Origin of the sequence: Parasphingorhabdus sp. (assembly GCF_036963705.1) — a bacterium.
Lineage (GTDB): Bacteria > Pseudomonadota > Alphaproteobacteria > Sphingomonadales > Sphingomonadaceae > Parasphingorhabdus.
Genome location: NZ_JBALUT010000020.1, coordinates 1 through 15,958, shown reverse-complemented (window position 1 = coordinate 15,958; position 15,958 = coordinate 1). Strand labels below are relative to the sequence as shown.

The 15,958-nt window shown below is 56.8% G+C and carries 15 protein-coding genes and 1 tRNA gene; 5 read left to right on the top strand and 11 right to left on the bottom strand.

The genetic code is table 11. The features are described 5' to 3' along the window. The 3 genes from V7680_RS06835 to V7680_RS06825 all read left to right on the top strand — a co-directional run bounded on the left by V7680_RS06835 (position 1) and on the right by V7680_RS06825 (position 3,376). Complete coding sequence (locus V7680_RS06835; protein ID WP_335652537.1) at positions 1 to 336, top strand: YbaB/EbfC family nucleoid-associated protein; 336 nt, start codon at positions 1 to 3, stop codon at positions 334 to 336. Positions 337 to 434: 98 nt separating this feature from the next. Beyond that, the gene (gene lon, locus V7680_RS06830) at positions 435 to 2,864 is read left to right on the top strand and encodes an endopeptidase La (RefSeq protein ID WP_335652536.1); all 2,430 of its coding nucleotides are present in this window, start codon (positions 435 to 437) and stop codon (positions 2,862 to 2,864) included. A gap of 239 nt (positions 2,865 to 3,103) precedes the next feature. Continuing rightward, positions 3,104 to 3,376 (top strand): HU family DNA-binding protein, encoded by a 273-nt coding sequence (locus tag V7680_RS06825; RefSeq protein WP_335652535.1) that lies wholly within the window; start codon positions 3,104 to 3,106, stop codon positions 3,374 to 3,376. Positions 3,377 to 3,633: 257 nt separating this feature from the next. Here the strand turns inward: V7680_RS06825 and V7680_RS06820 are convergent. The 6 genes from V7680_RS06820 to V7680_RS06795 form a co-directional block, all read right to left on the bottom strand. Then, positions 3,634 to 3,709, bottom strand: a tRNA-Lys gene (locus tag V7680_RS06820). 53 nt (positions 3,710 to 3,762) lie between these two features. Further along, positions 3,763 to 4,875, bottom strand: a complete 1,113-nt coding sequence (rodA, locus tag V7680_RS06815) for a rod shape-determining protein RodA (RefSeq protein ID WP_335652534.1) — start codon at positions 4,873 to 4,875, stop codon at positions 3,763 to 3,765. Positions 4,876 to 4,878: 3 nt separating this feature from the next. Then, positions 4,879 to 6,843 carry a penicillin-binding protein 2 gene (gene mrdA, locus V7680_RS06810; RefSeq protein WP_335652533.1) on the bottom strand — a complete coding sequence of 655 codons (1,965 nt, stop codon included), beginning with the start codon at positions 6,841 to 6,843 and terminating at the stop codon, positions 4,879 to 4,881. Continuing rightward, on the bottom strand, positions 6,840 to 7,355 hold the full coding sequence (gene mreD / locus V7680_RS06805; RefSeq protein WP_335652532.1) for a rod shape-determining protein MreD: 516 nt from the start codon (positions 7,353 to 7,355) through the stop codon (positions 6,840 to 6,842). Before mreD ends, mrdA begins: the two co-directional genes overlap by 4 nt. Further along, positions 7,355 to 8,257 (bottom strand): rod shape-determining protein MreC, encoded by a 903-nt coding sequence (mreC, locus tag V7680_RS06800; protein WP_335652531.1) that lies wholly within the window; start codon positions 8,255 to 8,257, stop codon positions 7,355 to 7,357. The genes mreD and mreC overlap by 1 nt, the downstream gene beginning before the upstream one ends. A gap of 49 nt (positions 8,258 to 8,306) precedes the next feature. Further along, positions 8,307 to 9,344, bottom strand: coding sequence for a rod shape-determining protein (locus V7680_RS06795; protein WP_335652530.1), 1,038 nt, complete (start codon positions 9,342 to 9,344; stop codon positions 8,307 to 8,309). A 151-nt stretch (positions 9,345 to 9,495) separates the two neighbouring features. On the opposite strand from V7680_RS06795, the gene mutL reads away from it, so the two are divergent. Next, positions 9,496 to 11,301: a DNA mismatch repair endonuclease MutL gene (mutL, locus tag V7680_RS06790; RefSeq protein ID WP_335652529.1), complete on the top strand. Its 1,806-nt coding sequence runs from the start codon at positions 9,496 to 9,498 to the stop codon at positions 11,299 to 11,301. A gap of 94 nt (positions 11,302 to 11,395) precedes the next feature. Next, complete coding sequence (locus V7680_RS06785) at positions 11,396 to 11,869, top strand: hypothetical protein (protein WP_335652528.1); 474 nt, start codon at positions 11,396 to 11,398, stop codon at positions 11,867 to 11,869. A 6-nt stretch (positions 11,870 to 11,875) separates the two neighbouring features. On the opposite strand, the gene V7680_RS06780 is transcribed toward V7680_RS06785, so the two are convergent. The 5 genes from V7680_RS06780 to V7680_RS06760 all read right to left on the bottom strand — a co-directional run. Beyond that, on the bottom strand, positions 11,876 to 13,120 hold the full coding sequence (locus V7680_RS06780) for an alkaline phosphatase family protein (protein ID WP_335652527.1): 1,245 nt from the start codon (positions 13,118 to 13,120) through the stop codon (positions 11,876 to 11,878). 47 nt (positions 13,121 to 13,167) lie between these two features. Next, a complete protein-coding gene (ychF, locus tag V7680_RS06775) occupies positions 13,168 to 14,268 on the bottom strand; it encodes a redox-regulated ATPase YchF (protein ID WP_335652526.1) in 1,101 nt (366 codons plus the stop codon). A 4-nt stretch (positions 14,269 to 14,272) separates the two neighbouring features. Then, positions 14,273 to 14,695 carry a DUF1330 domain-containing protein gene (locus V7680_RS06770; RefSeq protein ID WP_335652525.1) on the bottom strand — a complete coding sequence of 141 codons (423 nt, stop codon included), beginning with the start codon at positions 14,693 to 14,695 and terminating at the stop codon, positions 14,273 to 14,275. A gap of 5 nt (positions 14,696 to 14,700) precedes the next feature. After that, positions 14,701 to 15,273 (bottom strand): aminoacyl-tRNA hydrolase, encoded by a 573-nt coding sequence (gene pth / locus V7680_RS06765; RefSeq protein ID WP_335652524.1) that lies wholly within the window; start codon positions 15,271 to 15,273, stop codon positions 14,701 to 14,703. 110 nt (positions 15,274 to 15,383) lie between these two features. Further along, the coding region (locus V7680_RS06760) for a 50S ribosomal protein L25/general stress protein Ctc (protein WP_335652523.1) at positions 15,384 to 15,958 on the bottom strand (575 nt) is incomplete at its 5' end.

Below are 15,958 nucleotides of genomic sequence, written 5' to 3'. Positions count from 1 at the left end.
ATGAAGTCGATGGAAGAAATGATGAAAGCCGCGCAGGAAGCCGCGCAACAGGTCCAGACCCAGATGGAAGAGGCCCAGAAAAAGCTGGATAGCCTTGAAGTCGAAGGGCAGGCCGGAGGCGGGCTGGTCAAGGTCAAGGCAACCGCAAAAGGCCGCGTCCTTGCGGTGACGATTGATGAAAGCCTGATGAAAGCAGACGAAAAGCAGATGCTGGAAGATCTGGTCGCTGCCGCGTTCAACGACGCCCGTAACCGCGCCGATGCGGTGAGCAGCGAGGAAATGGGCAAGATGACCAGCGGTATGCAGTTACCCCCAGGTTTTAAACTGCCCTTTTAGCTCTGTTTCCCAATCGGACGCATTCCGCTTGAAGTGTTTCTCGCAGCCACCATATAGTGGTCAGAAGCGCTGTTTCAGCGCAGCATGTTGGAGTAAAAATGTCCGAGTCCGAAGCCAAATCGACCCCTGAATCCAAAGCCCTGCCGTTATTGCCATTGCGCGATATTGTGGTGTTCCCGAATATGATCGTGCCGCTGTTTGTCGGTCGCGATAAATCCGTGGTGGCGCTGGAAAAAGCGATGGATTCGGACAAGGAAATCTTCCTCGTCGCACAACTCGACCCAGCGGAAGACGATCCTGTACGCGATCAGCTTTATGATCTCGGCGTCGTCGCGACGGTCCTGCAATTACTCAAACTGCCCGACGGCACGGTTCGCGTGCTTGTCGAGGGCAAACAGCGCGCCAGACATCTGTCGCTCGAAGACAAAAGCGATGGCTTTGTATTGGCGAATATCGAACTGCTCGAGGAGCAGGTTACCGAAGGCGCCGAAGCCGGAGCGCTGATGCGGTCGGTCGTCGACCAATTTGAAAATTATTCTAAGCTCAACAAGAAAATGCCGGCGGAAACCGTCGTGCAATTGGGCGAGATTGACGATGCATCCCGCCTCGCTGACGCGGTCGCCGCTAACATCAATGTGAAGGTCGCCGACAAGCAGAGCCTGCTGATCGAGAGCGATCCGACCAAGCGCCTCGAAATGGTCTTTGCCTTCATGGAAGGCGAGCTCGGCGTCTTGCAGGTCGAGAAGAAAATCCGCGGACGCGTCAAGCGCCAGATGGAAAAGACCCAGCGCGAATATTATCTCAACGAGCAGATGAAAGCGATCCAGAAAGAACTGGGTGACGGCGAAGATGGCGAGGGCGACGAGCTTGGAGACCTTACCAAGAAAATCAAGGAGCTGAAGCTTTCCAAGGAAGCTAAAGCGAAGGCAACTGCAGAGCTGAAAAAGCTCAAGGGCATGCAGCCGATGTCGGCCGAGGCAACAGTGACACGCAACTATCTTGACGTGCTGCTAGGATTGCCCTGGGGCAAGAAATCGCGGCTCAAGAAAGACCTCAAGCAGGCCGAAAAAGTGCTGGATGACGACCATTTCGCGCTCGAGAAGGTCAAGGAACGCATCCTTGAATATCTCGCGGTGCAGACCCGTACCAACAAGCTGAAGGGCCCGATTCTTTGCCTGGTGGGACCTCCCGGCGTTGGCAAGACATCGCTCGGCCGTTCGATCGCCCGTGCAACCGGACGCGAATTTGTCCGACAGTCATTGGGCGGCGTACGCGACGAGGCGGAAATCCGCGGCCATCGCAGAACCTATATCGGTTCGCTTCCCGGCAAGATTGTCTCTAATCTGAAGAAAGCAGGCACCTCCAATCCGCTTTTCCTGCTCGACGAAATCGACAAGCTTGGACAGGATTTTCGTGGCGATCCGGCTTCGGCTTTGCTCGAAGTGCTCGACCCGGAGCAGAATGACAAGTTCCAGGACCATTATCTGGAAGTCGACATCGATCTGTCGGACGTCATGTTCGTGACCACCGCCAACTCGCTCAATCTTCCTCAGCCTTTGCTCGACCGGATGGAGATCATCCGTCTTGAAGGCTATACCGAAGACGAAAAGGTCGAAATCGCGAAGCGTCATCTGCTCGAAAAGCAGATCGAGGCTCATGGTCTGAAAAAGGGCGAGTTTTCGCTTCGCGAAGACGCGCTGCGCGATCTCATCCGCTTTTATACCCGAGAAGCCGGTGTCCGCACGCTCGAACGTGAAATAGCGAAGCTGGCGCGCAAGGCGCTGCGGCGCATTCTTGAAGGCGAATATAAGAGCGTCGAAATCACGCCCGACAATCTCGCTGAATATGCTGGCGTACAAAAATACCGCCATGGCATTGGCGAGGAAGAAAACCAGGTGGGGGCTGTAACCGGACTCGCATGGACCGAAGTCGGCGGCGAACTGCTGACGATTGAATCGGTCACCGTCTCCGGCAAAGGCCAGATCAAGACGACCGGCACCCTGGGTGACGTGATGAATGAATCCATTCAGACAGCACTCTCGTTCGTCAAGGCACGGGCGCCGTCCTATGGCATCAAGCCCAGTGTCTTCAGCCGCAAGGATATCCATATCCACTTGCCTGAAGGCGCTGTCCCGAAAGACGGTCCGTCAGCCGGTGTCGGTATCGTCACTGCGATCGTTTCGACGCTGACCGGAATTCCGGTGCGTCGCGATGTCGCAATGACCGGTGAGGTAACCTTGCGCGGTCGGATATTGCCGATCGGCGGATTGAAGGAAAAGTTGCTGGCTGCCCTGCGCGGTGGAATCACCACCGTGCTGATCCCGGCCGACAATGAAAAAGATCTGGTCGAGATTCCGGAGAATATCACTTCGCAACTCAAGATCATTCCGCTTAGCCATGTCGATGAGGTGCTCGCTGTCGCTCTGGCAGAGAAGGTGGAGCCGATAGAGTGGAGCGACGCGGACGAGCTTGCCAGCCATGCCACAGCCCCGATTGTCGATGACGCGGGCTTGGCAGCGCGGCATTGAGCCGGAGTCGTTAGCGAGTCGCGGTTATCGAACGACGCTCAAATACAGCCGGGAATTATTCAAAATAACCAAAGCTTTGCAGCCGATTTGTTCATTTACCATCTTTTGTCGTAAAAAATGGGGGTTTAGCGCAGAAAACAGCGGTTTTACTTTGACTCACTCGGATAATTTCGCATTACTGCTGCCAGACAAAGCTGCGATTCATAAGAATTGCCACCAGAGAAGGGGGGATACCCATAATGAATAAACAGGATCTTATCAGTAACGTTGCAGACCACAGCGGCCTCAGCAAGAGCGATGCCGGTAAAGCGGTAGACGCAGTATTCGAATCCATCACCAGTGCATTGTCCGGCGGCGGCGAAGTTCGTCTCGTTGGCTTCGGCACATTCTCGACTTCAAAGCGCAAAGCTTCAACCGGCCGCAACCCGCGTACCGGCGAACCAATGCAAATTCCAGCATCGACACAAGCAAAATTCAAAGCCGGCAAGGGCTTGAAAGACGCCGTCAACTAAAAAGACCAAACCGGGGAGCAGAGTTTCGCTCCCCATTTTTTTTCGCACTTTGTTCTGGAAATATAGGGCGGGACCTCGAAAAGAGGCCCGCCTTTTTCTATGGGCGTCGATTTCAATTGGCCTGTTTTGTCAGCGATCGCACAAAGTGAAATCGGGCCTTGATCGATTAGCGCTGTCGATTCGGGGGGAATGCCCTCGCTTGCGCTCGGGATTATTACCGGAAATCATCCGCCGGATGGTTTCTCTTCCGGTAAAAATGGTGGACCCTGTTGGGATCGAACCAACGACATTCTGATTAAGAGTCAGACGCTCTACCAACTGAGCTAAGGGTCCACTAGAGGGGCTATATAGGGCCGAATGGAGGGAACACAACCCGTGTTCTCAAATCATCCGAATGCGCCGCCCTGGCGACCGGGATGCCGGTCGATCGACATCAATATTCCGACGCAGATCATGATCGTCATCATCGACGAGCCTCCGTGGCTAAGGAAGGGCAAGGGGATGCCGACGACTGGTGCCAGGCCCATCACCATCATCAGATTGATCGCGACATAGAAGAAGATCGTTACCGTCAGTCCTGCTGCGGTCAGCTGGGAGAAGCGGGTCTTGGCCTTCATCGCTACGCCAAGGCCCCAGCGGAACAGCAGGAAGAAGCAAAATAGTACCACGATACCGCCGATCAAGCCCCATTCCTCGGCCATAGTGGCAAAGACGAAGTCGGTATGGCCCTCGGGCAGATAATCGAGGTGGCTCTGGGTTCCGTTCATAAAGCCTTTGCCGAACAGGCCGCCGGAGCCAATCGCGATTTTCGACTGGCTGATATGATAGCCCGAGCCCAGCGGGTCGTTTTCGGGGTTGAGGAAGGTTGTCACCCGCCGTTGTTGATATTCTTCCAGCGCAAAGAAATAGGCAATCGGTGCCATGACCGCGACCGCCGCACCGCCGCCGATGAACAGACGGAGGGGCAGGCCGGCGAGGAATGCCACCGTCAGCGCGCCGACAAATACGGTTATTGTGGTGCCGAGGTCGGGTTGCAGGAGAATGAGGCCGCAGGGAAGGGCCAGCAAGGCAAAAAGCGGCCAGATCGCGCCCCATGTCCGGATCTGGCTGGGGGGCAATAAGTCATAGAATCGGGCAACTGCCAATATGATCGCGACTTTCATCAGTTCCGATGGCTGAATCCGGATGAAGCCGAGGTTGAGCCAGCGCTGGCTACCGCCACCGACCGCGCCGATCAGTTCCACGCCGAGGAGCAAGATCACGATGATGATGTAAGTCGGGAAGGCCATGGTCTTCCAGAATGACTCCTTGAACCGCGACATTACCACCGCCATCGCCAGGAATACACCGAACCGACCCATGTGCAGACCAGCCCAGGGAGCTACGCTGCCGCCCGCTGCGGAATAGAGGACGACGAAGCCAAAGCTGGCCATGACGAACAGAAGCAGTATGGTTTTCCAAGGAAGCTGCGCGATGGGCGCTGGAATGAAATCACTCAATTTCTATTCTCCGCCGCCGGTTTCAGTGGCTTGGGAGGTTCCCGGTGCGGTCGCAACGGGCTTTTCGGCGATCGCCTTTTCCAGCTTTATCTTGCTGCGATAGGCGGCCATTTTCGAATCCATGCGCTCCTGGATCGTGCCACCCCAGGTCGGCTCGAGGCCGGCGAGGACGTCCATTGCCTTTTGACGGTCGTAGAGGAAGGTGAGAACGTCACGCGCGACCGGATAGGCCGCACCGGAGCCGCCGCCATGCTCGATCACCACGGCTGCCGCGTAGCGGGGATTGTCAAACGGAGCGAAACAGACGAACAGGCCGTGATCGCGATATTTCCAGGCCACATCATTGCCACCGCGGCCATGGTCGAGATTGACCACTTGGGCGGTACCGGTTTTCCCGGCCATTTTTACGTTTTCAAGCGGCAATCTTGCCCGACCGGCAGTGCCCGGTCCATTGACCACATCGCTCATCGCCTGGTGCACGTAGACGAGATGTTCCGGATCGATGTTCAATGTTTCCATCACCGGCTTTTTCTGATCCATTATCAGACGAGGGATGACATTCTTGCCGGTGGCAATCCGCGCCGCCATGACCGCCAACTGGGTCGGATTGACCAGCATATAACCCTGACCGATGGTGGTGTTGACCGTGTCATAGGCCTGCCATTGCCGATCATATTTCTTGCGCAGCCACGCCGGGTCGGGAACCGTGCCGTAGAACTGGCTGGGCACTGGCAGCGGGTATTTTTGTCCCAGACCCAGACGATTGGCCATCAGGGCAATTGGATTGATGCCGATTTTCTGGGCAAAATGATAAAAATAGACGTCGCAGCTCTGGTAGATGCCCTTGGCCATATCGACACGGCCGTGGCCGCCACGTTTCCAGCAGCGGAAGCGCCGGTTGCCGACTTGCAGGCCGCCATTGCAATTGACGGTTTCGTCGGGGCTCAGTCCGGCCTCGAGAAAGGCGAGCGCGACCATCGGCTTCACCGTCGATCCGGGCGGGAACAGACTCTTCAGCGATTTGTCGAGTAGTGGAACATGGTCATCGTCGCGCAACATGCCATATTCGGTCACGCCGATGCCGTCGGAGAAGCTGTTCGGATCAAAGGAGGGCATCGAGGTCATCGTCAAAATGTCGCCGCTCTCGCAATCAATGACTACCACCGAACCGGACTGGGTTCCCAGCCGGCGAGCAGCATATTCCTGAAGGTCGATGTCGAGGGTCAGCTGCATGGCCTTGCCCGGAGTATCGACGCGTGTGCGCAATTCCCTGACGATTTTTCCGCGCGCGGTGACCTCTACCCGTTTTGCACCGGGCTTGCCCTGCAAGCGATCCTCGAAGATTTTCTCCAGGCCGTTTTTGCCGATCTTATAGCCTGGCGTGATCAATATCGGATCCGGCTTTTCTTTATATTCTTCCGCCGACGCTGTGCCGACATAGCCAACCAGATGCCCGATCGCCGGACCGCTGGGATAATTGCGCGAGAATCCCTGACGTGGAGACACGCCGGGAAGATCGGGCAATCTGACGCTGACTGCAGCATAGGATTCCCAGTCCAGTCCGGTTGCTACCTGAACCGGTTGAAAGCTCGTGGCCTGCTCCAACTCCCTGTTGATCCGCTCCAGATCTTCCGCGTCAAGCGCGAGCAATTTGGCGAGGGTTGCGACTGTCTTTTCCTTGTCGCGCAACCGGTCCGGGATGATATCGACGCGAAAGTCGGTCTTGTTGTTGGCGATCGGTTTGCCGTTGCGATCAATCAGCCAGCCCCGTCGTGGCGGGACCAGCGTGAGATTGACCCGGTTGCTTTCCGATAACAGCTTGTAACGCTCGTTCTCGGCGACCGAGATATAGGCCATGCGGCCAGCAAGCAGCACGCCGACGCCAATCTGCAGTCCGCCGATCACCGTTGCGCGTCGCGAGAAGGTGAGCGTCTGCATCGCGCTGCTGATTGTTTTAGCCGGTCTCATGAAGCCGTCCGCCAGCTATCGATCGCACCGATGAACCGTGCAACGAAAGGATAGAGCAGGACCGACAGCAGGATTTGCGGCAAAAGCAGGTCGAGCCGTAACATATTGGATTGAAAATCGACAATCAGCATGCCGCCTATTAGCACAAAAACAATGGCAACGGACGCGATTAGCCAGTCCTGCCAATAATCGCGGCTCACCGCTTTCCGATCGATGGCTTCGAGCAGGATGAAAATGACCGACCACAGAAACACAGCGCTGCCAAAAGGCTGTCCGCTAAAAATATCGTCGATCAAACCCAGTGGAAAGCCTGCCCACACCGGCCAGAAGCCCGGTCGGATAAGACGCCAGGCCAATATTACGAGCAGTCCCATGGGCGGGAGTATCGGATAATCGGTGATAATCGGCAAGGCCGTGATCATCGAGGCGATGACGACAGTTACCGGCGGTATCAGCTTGATCCGCAACTGGGACGGCTGTCGGCCAATTTTGGATTGACGCGATCTGGCCACTATTCGCCGGTTTCGTCTTCTGCATCAGTTGCAGAATCTATCTCGATCTGGCGCACGGTTTCGGCCTGGAAAATCGGCTGGACAATCGCGTGGCTAACCTTGGCAGGATTAGCCAATACCCTGCCTATTGCGCCGGTTTCTGTCTTGCGAATGACCACTGCCACGGGAATGCCCGGGCTATAGAGGCCGCCGCTGCCGGAGGTAATCATCAGGTCACCGCCCTTGAACGGATTGGTGCCGATATTGATCGGCTGAATGTCGACCGTGCCGTCGCCGCGACCGGTGGCAAAAGCGGGAAGACTATCGCTGGCCCGCTGCACCGGGGTCACGTTTTTCCCGTCGGAAACCAGCAGAACGCGAGCGGTGGTCGGTCCGGTTTCCAATATCCGGCCGACAAGCCCTTCAGGCGAGCGGACCGGTTGGCCAATCTCTAGCCCACTGGAGCTGCCGACACCCAAGGTCGCGATCCGGCGCGAACTGGACGCAGTCGAACTGATCAGGCGGGCCATGGCGATCGAATCGGGAACTTCCTCGTTGAGCTTCAACAGCCGCTTGAGACGTTCATTCTCCTGCCGGAGGGCGCGGGCTTCCAGGATTTCTATCCGATTCTGCTCGACTTCCCGTTGCATCGCGGCATTTTTGGATGCTGCGTTGAAATAGGCAGAGATCTCGCCGCCGGCACTGCCTGTGGCACCGCCGATATTGGAGAGGGTTCTGCTGACCGGAGCCATTGTTTCTGCGCCAATCATGCGAAGGGCGGAAAAGCCTAGAGGATCGATGAAAGAGACGAGCAAAAGGAGCAGACCTATGATCGCTCCCGAAATGCCCAGTAAATAGCTAGCGAATATACTGTATTGCGCCCGCTTGGAAAATCCTGGACGCCGATTATTTGGCGGCGCCATATTGATCTATCCTTTCATTTCCAATCGTTGTTTCATCATCTGCTCGGGTTCAAGCTGTGGTCAGGACGCCCCGGAACATCGGATCTTCCATCGCACGACCGGTACCAATTGCGACACAGGCCAGCGGGTCTTCTGCAACCGTGACCGGCAAGCCTGTTTCGTCGCTGAGCGCGGCGTCGAGGCCTGCGATCAGTGCGCCACCGCCGGTCAGGACGATGCCCTGGTCTACAATATCTGCAGCCAGTTCCGGTGCTGTATTTTCGAGCGCGATGCGAACGCCTTCGATGATTGTCCCGATCGGCTCGCTGAGCGCTTCGGCAATCTGGCCCTGGTTGATCGAAATCTCTTTCGGCACGCCGTTCACAAGGTCGCGGCCCTTGATATGAATGGTGTGACCCACGCCATCTGCAGGAGCCTGCGCTACGCCAAAATCTTTCTTGATCCGTTCAGCAGTTGTTTCGCCGATCAGCAGATTGTGATGACGACGGACATAGGAGACGATCGCTTCGTCCATCTTGTCGCCGCCGGTGCGGACAGATGTTGTGTAAGCCAGGCCGCGCAACGAGAGCACGGCGACTTCGGTGGTGCCGCCGCCCACGTCGACCACCATCGAACCGATTGGTTCGGTCACCGGCATGTCGGCACCAATGGCTGCTGCCATCGGTTCTTCGATCAGGAACACCTGACGCGCGCCGGCGTTTGATGCTGCATCGCGGATCGCGCGGCGCTCGACCGAGGTCGATCCGCTGGGAACGCAAATCACGATTTCGGGATAGCTGAACAGCTTGCTCTTGCCGTTCACTTTCTGGATGAAATGCTTGATCATCTGCTCGGCGACATCAATGTCGGCGATCACGCCATCGCGCAACGGGCGAATGGCTTCGATGCTGTCAGGGGTTTTGCCCATCATCATCTTCGCGTCGTTACCGACGGCTTTGACTTTCTTGATGCCATTGATGGTTTCGATTGCGACAACCGAAGGTTCGTTGAGAACGATACCCCGTCCGCGTGCATAGACCACTGTATTCGCAGTGCCGAGGTCGATCGCCAAATCTTGCGAACGGAACTTGAACAGATTCTCAAACATATTTTTGTCCGTAATTTCTTATCTTCGCAGGCCAGGCTGCACCAATTGGTCAACGCTCTGGTTAAGCTGGACGGATCATGAAATTAACCGTGATATTCGTCCAGAAAATCAGGGGTCGCTTGGCAAGGTCGCTTGGGCTAGGAACGACAATATGTCAATAAGAAGACTTCCAAATAGCCTGATAAATCGGATAGCTGCCGGTGAGGTGGTCGAGCGCCCAGCCAGCGCCCTGAAAGAGCTGGTCGAAAATGCGATCGACGCCGGGGCCAGCCAGATCAATATCCGTCTCGATCAGGGTGGACTCGACCTGGTCCAGGTCTCCGATAATGGATGCGGGATGAGCCGCGACGATATTGCGCTGGCTCTCGAACGCCACGCAACTTCGAAATTGCCGGATGAAGCGATCGAACTGGTGACCACCATGGGCTTTCGCGGGGAAGCCCTTCCGTCGATCGCCAGCGTCTCGCGGATGACGATAGAAAGCCGGATGGCTGGCGAGGATGGTTGGTCGCGGGTGATCGATCACGGCGAGCTGGCTCACGAAGGGCCGACCGCTATTCCCCCTGGTACCAAGGTGCGGGTCGAGCAGCTGTTCGGCAATGTCCCGGCCCGGCGCAAATTTCTCCGTAGTGCGCGTAGCGAATATGCCGCCTGCACCGATATCGTCCGGCGACTGGCGATGGCGCGGCCCGATATCGGCTTCACGCTCGAGCATCAAGGGCGCAAGGCGATTGCAGTTCAGGGTGGCGAATCCGGTCCTGAACGGGTTGCTGCGCTGACCAGCCGCGATTTACGCGCCAATAGCGTCGGAGTCGATCTGCTGCGCGAAGAGATTCGTCTGACCGGCGTGGCCGGCCTGCCGACCTATAATCGCGGCGTCGCCGATCACCAGTTTCTGTTCGTCAACGGCCGCCCGGTGAAGGACCGGCTGCTGGTAGGAGCGGTGCGCGGCGCCTATGCCGAGATGCTCGCGCGGGATCGCCATCCGGTTGTCGCTTTATTTATCGAAATGCCGCCCGAACAGGTCGATGTAAATGTCCATCCGGCGAAGACCGAAGTCCGTTTTCGCGAACCGGCGATGATTCGCGGCATGATCGTTAGCGGCTTGCGCAAGGCGCTCGACGAGGGCGGGTTTCGCGCAGTCCAGAGACCAGCGGAATCAGCGCTTTCAAATTGGCAGAGAGAACCGGCTGCGCCCGATCGCCAGACCAATATCTTTGCCGCGCAGGGCCGGTCCAACATCGCGCAACAGCCTTATCCTTCGGCGCAGATGCACGATGGGGCCAGCGCTTTTTCCGGCTTTGATCCGCGCGAGGATATCGCGCCGCTGATGGGCAAGGCGGAGGAGGCTTCCGGGCCGGTACCCGATGCAGCGCGCCATCCCCTGGGCATCGCCCGAGGACAGGTGGCAAAAACCTATATTGTTGCAGAGGCCGAAGACGGTCTGGTTATCGTCGACCAGCACGCCGCACACGAGCGGCTTGTGCTCGAGCGGATGCGCAAGGCGGTCGAAGGCGGCACGGTCGCATCGCAAGCCTTGCTGATGGCAGAAGTCGTCGAACTGGATGAAAATGCCTGCGACCGGCTTGAAGCACGCGCGACCGAATTGTCCGATTTCGGACTGGAACTGGAGCGATTTGGCCCGACCGCGATGCTGGTGCGCGCGACACCGGCGATGCTCGGATCGGGCGATGTCAAATCGCTGGTCACCGATCTTGGCGATGAACTGGGTGCTTATGACGAGGCGCTCAGCCTCAAGGAACGGGTTGATCATGTTGCATCGACCATGGCCTGTCACGGTTCGGTGCGGGCAGGGCGGGTGCTCAATGTTGCCGAGATGAATGCGCTGCTCCGCGAGATGGAAGTGACGCCGCATAGCGGTCAGTGTAATCACGGGCGCCCGACATGGGTGAAGCTTGCGCTTGAGGATGTGGAAAAATTATTCGGTCGGAAGTGACCAATTGGCGCAGGAAGAGCGCATCGTGATCGCGGTCACTGTCCGGTTTTGCTGAATGCCGTAAGCCGCCACTAGAATGAAACGGGAGTCCGCCATGATATATCGCCGCTCGGTCTGTGGGTTGCTTGCTCTGCTGACGGCCCATGGCGTCGTGGCCCAGCCGCTTGCCACCTCGGGCAAGGATGCCAGCAGCCAGCAGGTCGAAATCGATCTGACCGGCTATTGGCAACAGGAGGATGGTCAGATTTTCTATTTCTCTCAGGATGGTTCCAGCCTGACCTCACGACATTCCCATCGCTCCGCGAGCAATGATAAAAATGATGTTGATTTCACCGCAACCATATATGGCGATCTGGTCTACGGCGCACATCGCGCAGCCTTTTCGCCAGCGCTGCTGGAACAATGTTCAAGCCAGATCTGGGTCGGCATGGGGCTCACGTTGAATGACAAGCGCACCGCGCTGACCGGCTTCCGCGGCGATCGAATCGTCGATCCGGAAAATTGTGATGTCGAAGACAGCGAACCGGTCGGGCTTGCTTATGTCAGAATAGACCTACCCGAATCGTAGAGGTGATCAGGGCTTGAGAGACGGCTCGAACGGCGCGAGGCTGCCGTCGCTGGCGAGAGGCTTTATGCCCGCCAGCTTTGCGACAAGCGAATAGACATTCACATTATCAAACACCGGTAGCTGGTCGCCTGCGCTTATCGCCGGGCCGCTTGCCAGGAAAAATGCCATCATGTCTGGCGCGCGGTGATCATAGCCATGACCACCGCCAATCCCGGTCATCCATTCCGGAACGTCCTGATAGACCACCCAGCCGATCTTCGGCAGGCAGAGGATCGACGGAACGCGCGCGTTTTTGCCATAAGCGAAATCCGCCGGAATATTCTCGCGGTCCCAGCATTCCATATTTTCGTGCGGGCGAAGAAATGCTGCGCGCAGGGCGGCTTCTTTGCCTTCAAGCGGTTCGAGCCCGGCATAATTGCCGTCTTCCACCATATGATATTGATCGCGCGCCATGATCTTGTCGAGATGGATGATCCGGTCCGGCGCGGTTTCGGTCATGCCGTGATCCGAAGCAATAACGAAATTTACAGGCTGTTCCAGAGCATCCAGCTGCTGTTTCAGGCGACCGATTTCGAAGTCCACCGCCGAGATTGCAGCATGCAGTTTTTCGCTTGGCGCGGGACCGTGATAATGGCCTGCGGTATCCACCGTATCGAAATAGAGGGTTACCAGCTTTGGCCGAATATCGGCAGGCCGCCGCATCCAGTCGACCACTGCATTGACCCTGCGGTCGTTCGAAAGCTTTTCATTGAACGGCCACCAGTCCGCTGGACGGATGCCATTGAAATCTACCTCCGATCCGGGCCAGAACATCGTCGCGGTGCGGACGTCCTGCTTTTCGGCGGTAATCCAGATTGGCTCTGCCTGGCTCCACCAGAATGGGTCTTTGGTCGCCATTCTGAAAACTTCGCCCGGACGCTGGCTATCTTCCATAGTGTTGCCGACAATGCCGTGGTGATCGGGAGTCTTGCCGGTGACCAGGGTCCAGTGGTTGGGAAAGGTCTTGCTCGGGAAGGACGGGCGCATCGGACCATATACGCCGGACGCCGCCAGCGCGCTGAGATTGGGCGTGATCCCGCGTTCGAGATAGTCGGGCCGAAAGCCGTCGATCGAAATCAAAATCGTCACCGGAGCCCGTAATTCGGACTTTTCGGTGTGCTGATCGTCCTGTTCGGGCGTCGTGCCCGCATAGGCCGGGTTGCCAGTCAGCAGAAAAGCCGACAAAATCATCGAACACAGGGTCTTAATCATGCCGTCTATCCTCCGGTCATCACATTCTAGCGGGCTATTGTGACAATTCAGACATTGAATTTGAAATTCATGATGTCGCCGTCTTTCGCGACATATTCCTTGCCCTCCTGGCGGAGTTTTCCGGCATCGCGGGCCGCGCTTTCGCCGCCCAGTTCGACATAGTCGTCAAAGGCGATGGTTTCGGCGCGAATGAAGCCGCGTTCGAAGTCGCTGTGGATTTCTCCGGCCGCTTCGGGAGCCTTCGCTCCCTTGTGGACGGTCCAGGCCCGTGCTTCCTTGGGACCGACGGTGAAGAAGGTCTGCAGGTTGAGCAGCTGATAGCCAGCACGAATAACCCGCGCGAGGCCGGATTCTTCCAGTCCGAGGTCGGCGAGATACTCGACCCGTTCTTCCGGCTCCATGCTGACCAGTTCGGATTCGATGGCAGCAGAGACGATCACCGCTTCTGCGCCTTCTGCCTTGGCTTTTTCGTAAACGGCAGCGCTCAGCGCATTGCCATTCTGAGCATCTTCCTCGGCGACATTGCAGACATAGAGCACCGGCTTGGCGGTGAGCAGTTGCGACTGGTCAAAAATTCGTTGCTCTTCCTCGCCTTCCGGCTCGGTCAAACGCGCAGGCTTGCCTTCCCGGAGCAATTCGAGGGTCTGGCCCAGAACATTGGCGGCAATCTTGGCTTCCTTGTCGCCGCTATTGGCTTTTTTCTGGAACGCCGGAACCCGCTTTTCCAAACTTTCCAGATCGGAGAGCAATAGTTCGGTTTCTACGATTTCCGCGTCGGAAATCGGATCGATCTTGTTCGAGACATGCTGGATGTCATCATCCTCGAAACAGCGCAGCACATGCACAATCGCGTCAACTTCGCGGATATTGCCGAGAAACTGGTTGCCGAGACCTTCGCCCTGCGACGCGCCTTTGACCAGACCGGCGATGTCGACGAATGCCAGCTGGGTTTCGATGATCTTGGCGCTACCGGCGATTTTCGCGATCTGGTCGAGCCGCGGATCGGGTACAGCAACCTGACCGACATTGGGTTCAATCGTGCAGAAAGGATAATTGGCCGCCTGCGCCGCCTGTGTCTCGGTCAGTGCATTGAACAGCGTTGATTTTCCGACGTTGGGAAGGCCAACGATACCGCATTTAAAACCCATATTATTATTCCTGTTTCTGGGAAGGATCGATAACCAGTAATCGGCTATCACAAATTGCCGCCATTCGGTGGCCGATCGTTTTCATATTTTCCGGATCCCGCGCCATTGCGAAAAAGCTTTCGACGCTGGATTGTCTTACCAGCAACACATGGTCCCAGATTTCAGCCTCCGGACCAATGAAATAATGCCCTCCAGACCCGGAAAAAATAACATCTCCACCGTGACGCTGGACAATGGGCAGGGTTGCTTGTTCGTAAAGCCGATACGCCTCCGAGCCGCTGATCGGGCTGTCTGGCGCCAGTTCGGGTGACGCCGAATAATCAGCCACATTCCGGAAACGCAGCATATTCAAATTCACCACCGGACCGGTCAACCCCCGTGATATAAGCCGGATCGCGGATTCTTCAGATGCTTCGAGATAATGCATGATCGCTATTCCTCCTGCATCCGCATCGCGACTTCGCTCATGAACCGCGGGTCATCACCCTTGGCCAGCCAGTCCGCTTCCGAAGCAATCACGCCGAGCATATCCGCCAGATCGTCGATCTCCGACTTGGCATAATTGCCCAGTACATGGCCGGTGACCCGCGACTTGGTGCCCGGATGACCGATTCCGATCCGGACACGGCGGAATTCGGGGCCGATATGGGCGATCATCGATCTTATGCCATTGTGGCCCGCTGCACCGCCGCCGCGTTTGACCTTGATCTTGAACGGTTCGAGATCGAGTTCGTCGTAAAAGACGGTGACATCCTCGGGTTCCAGTTTGTAGAAATCGAGGGCGGCGCGCACGCTTTGACCGCTTTCGTTCATGAAGGTACCCGGTTTGAGCAGCACCAGCTTCTCGCCGCCCAGCCGCGCTTCCATCGTCCAGCCCTTGAACTTCTGCTTGGGCGGTGGAAACCCATGTACTTCTTCGAGCGCATCGATGACCATGAAGCCGACATTGTGCCGGTGCATCGCATATTGCGTGCCCGGATTGCCGAGACCGACCCATAGTTGCATTATTCAACGCGCTCCCTGCTCGTCTTGGACATTTGGACAGACAAAAAAACCGTCCATGCCGAAATATCAGCTTGGACGGTTTTCCGTTACATTGTTTTATAAGGAAAGGTCTAGTCTTCGGAACCGCCTTCTTCGCCTTCGGCTTCTTCGCCTTCAGCTTCTTCCGTGCCTTCTTCGCTCTCTTCAGCTTCGTCGTCAGAAGATTTCAGAGCCGATGGGGCGGTCACACCAGCAATGGTGAAGTCACGATCGGTGATCGTGCTTTCCGAGCCGGTGGGCAGGGTGATACTGGAAATGTGAATCGAATCACCAATTTCCAGTCCGGTAACGTCGATTTCGATCTGGTCAGGGATATGATCCGCATCGCACATCAGGTCGAGTTCATGACGAACAACGTTCATGACGCCGCCACGTTTCAGGCCAGGTGACTCTTCTTCGTTGATGAAGACGACAGGAATATTGACCTGTACCTTCGCGCCCTTTGCAAGGCGGAAGAAATCAACGTGGAGTGGACGGTCGGTGACCGGATCAAAAGCAACATCCTTCGGCAGAGTGCGGGTTTTCTTCCCGTCGACTTCTACCTGAACCAGCGAGTTCATGAAATGGCCGGTACCGAGAAGCTTGTTCAATGCACGCTCTTCGACGTGAATCGCAATGGCTTCTTTCTTGTCGCCATAGATAACGG

Bases quoted from the DNA above. Each gene is read 5' to 3' on its own strand.
- V7680_RS06770 (WP_335652525.1), bottom strand. From the start codon at position 14,695: ATGCATTATCTCGAAGCATCTGAAGAATCCGCGATCCGGCTTATATCA.
- V7680_RS06835 (WP_335652537.1), top strand. From the start codon at position 1: ATGAAGTCGATGGAAGAAATGATGAAAGCCGCGCAGGAAGCCGCGCAA.
- mreC (WP_335652531.1), bottom strand. From the start codon at position 8,257: ATGGCGCCGCCAAATAATCGGCGTCCAGGATTTTCCAAGCGGGCGCAA.
- mutL (WP_335652529.1), top strand. From the start codon at position 9,496: ATGTCAATAAGAAGACTTCCAAATAGCCTGATAAATCGGATAGCTGCC.
- V7680_RS06785 (WP_335652528.1), top strand. From the start codon at position 11,396: ATGATATATCGCCGCTCGGTCTGTGGGTTGCTTGCTCTGCTGACGGCC.
- ychF (WP_335652526.1), bottom strand. From the start codon at position 14,268: ATGGGTTTTAAATGCGGTATCGTTGGCCTTCCCAACGTCGGAAAATCA.
- pth (WP_335652524.1), bottom strand. From the start codon at position 15,273: ATGCAACTATGGGTCGGTCTCGGCAATCCGGGCACGCAATATGCGATG.
- lon (WP_335652536.1), top strand. From the start codon at position 435: ATGTCCGAGTCCGAAGCCAAATCGACCCCTGAATCCAAAGCCCTGCCG.
- mrdA (WP_335652533.1), bottom strand. From the start codon at position 6,843: ATGAGACCGGCTAAAACAATCAGCAGCGCGATGCAGACGCTCACCTTC.
- V7680_RS06795 (WP_335652530.1), bottom strand. From the start codon at position 9,344: ATGTTTGAGAATCTGTTCAAGTTCCGTTCGCAAGATTTGGCGATCGAC.
- V7680_RS06825 (WP_335652535.1), top strand. From the start codon at position 3,104: ATGAATAAACAGGATCTTATCAGTAACGTTGCAGACCACAGCGGCCTC.
- V7680_RS06780 (WP_335652527.1), bottom strand. From the start codon at position 13,120: ATGATTAAGACCCTGTGTTCGATGATTTTGTCGGCTTTTCTGCTGACT.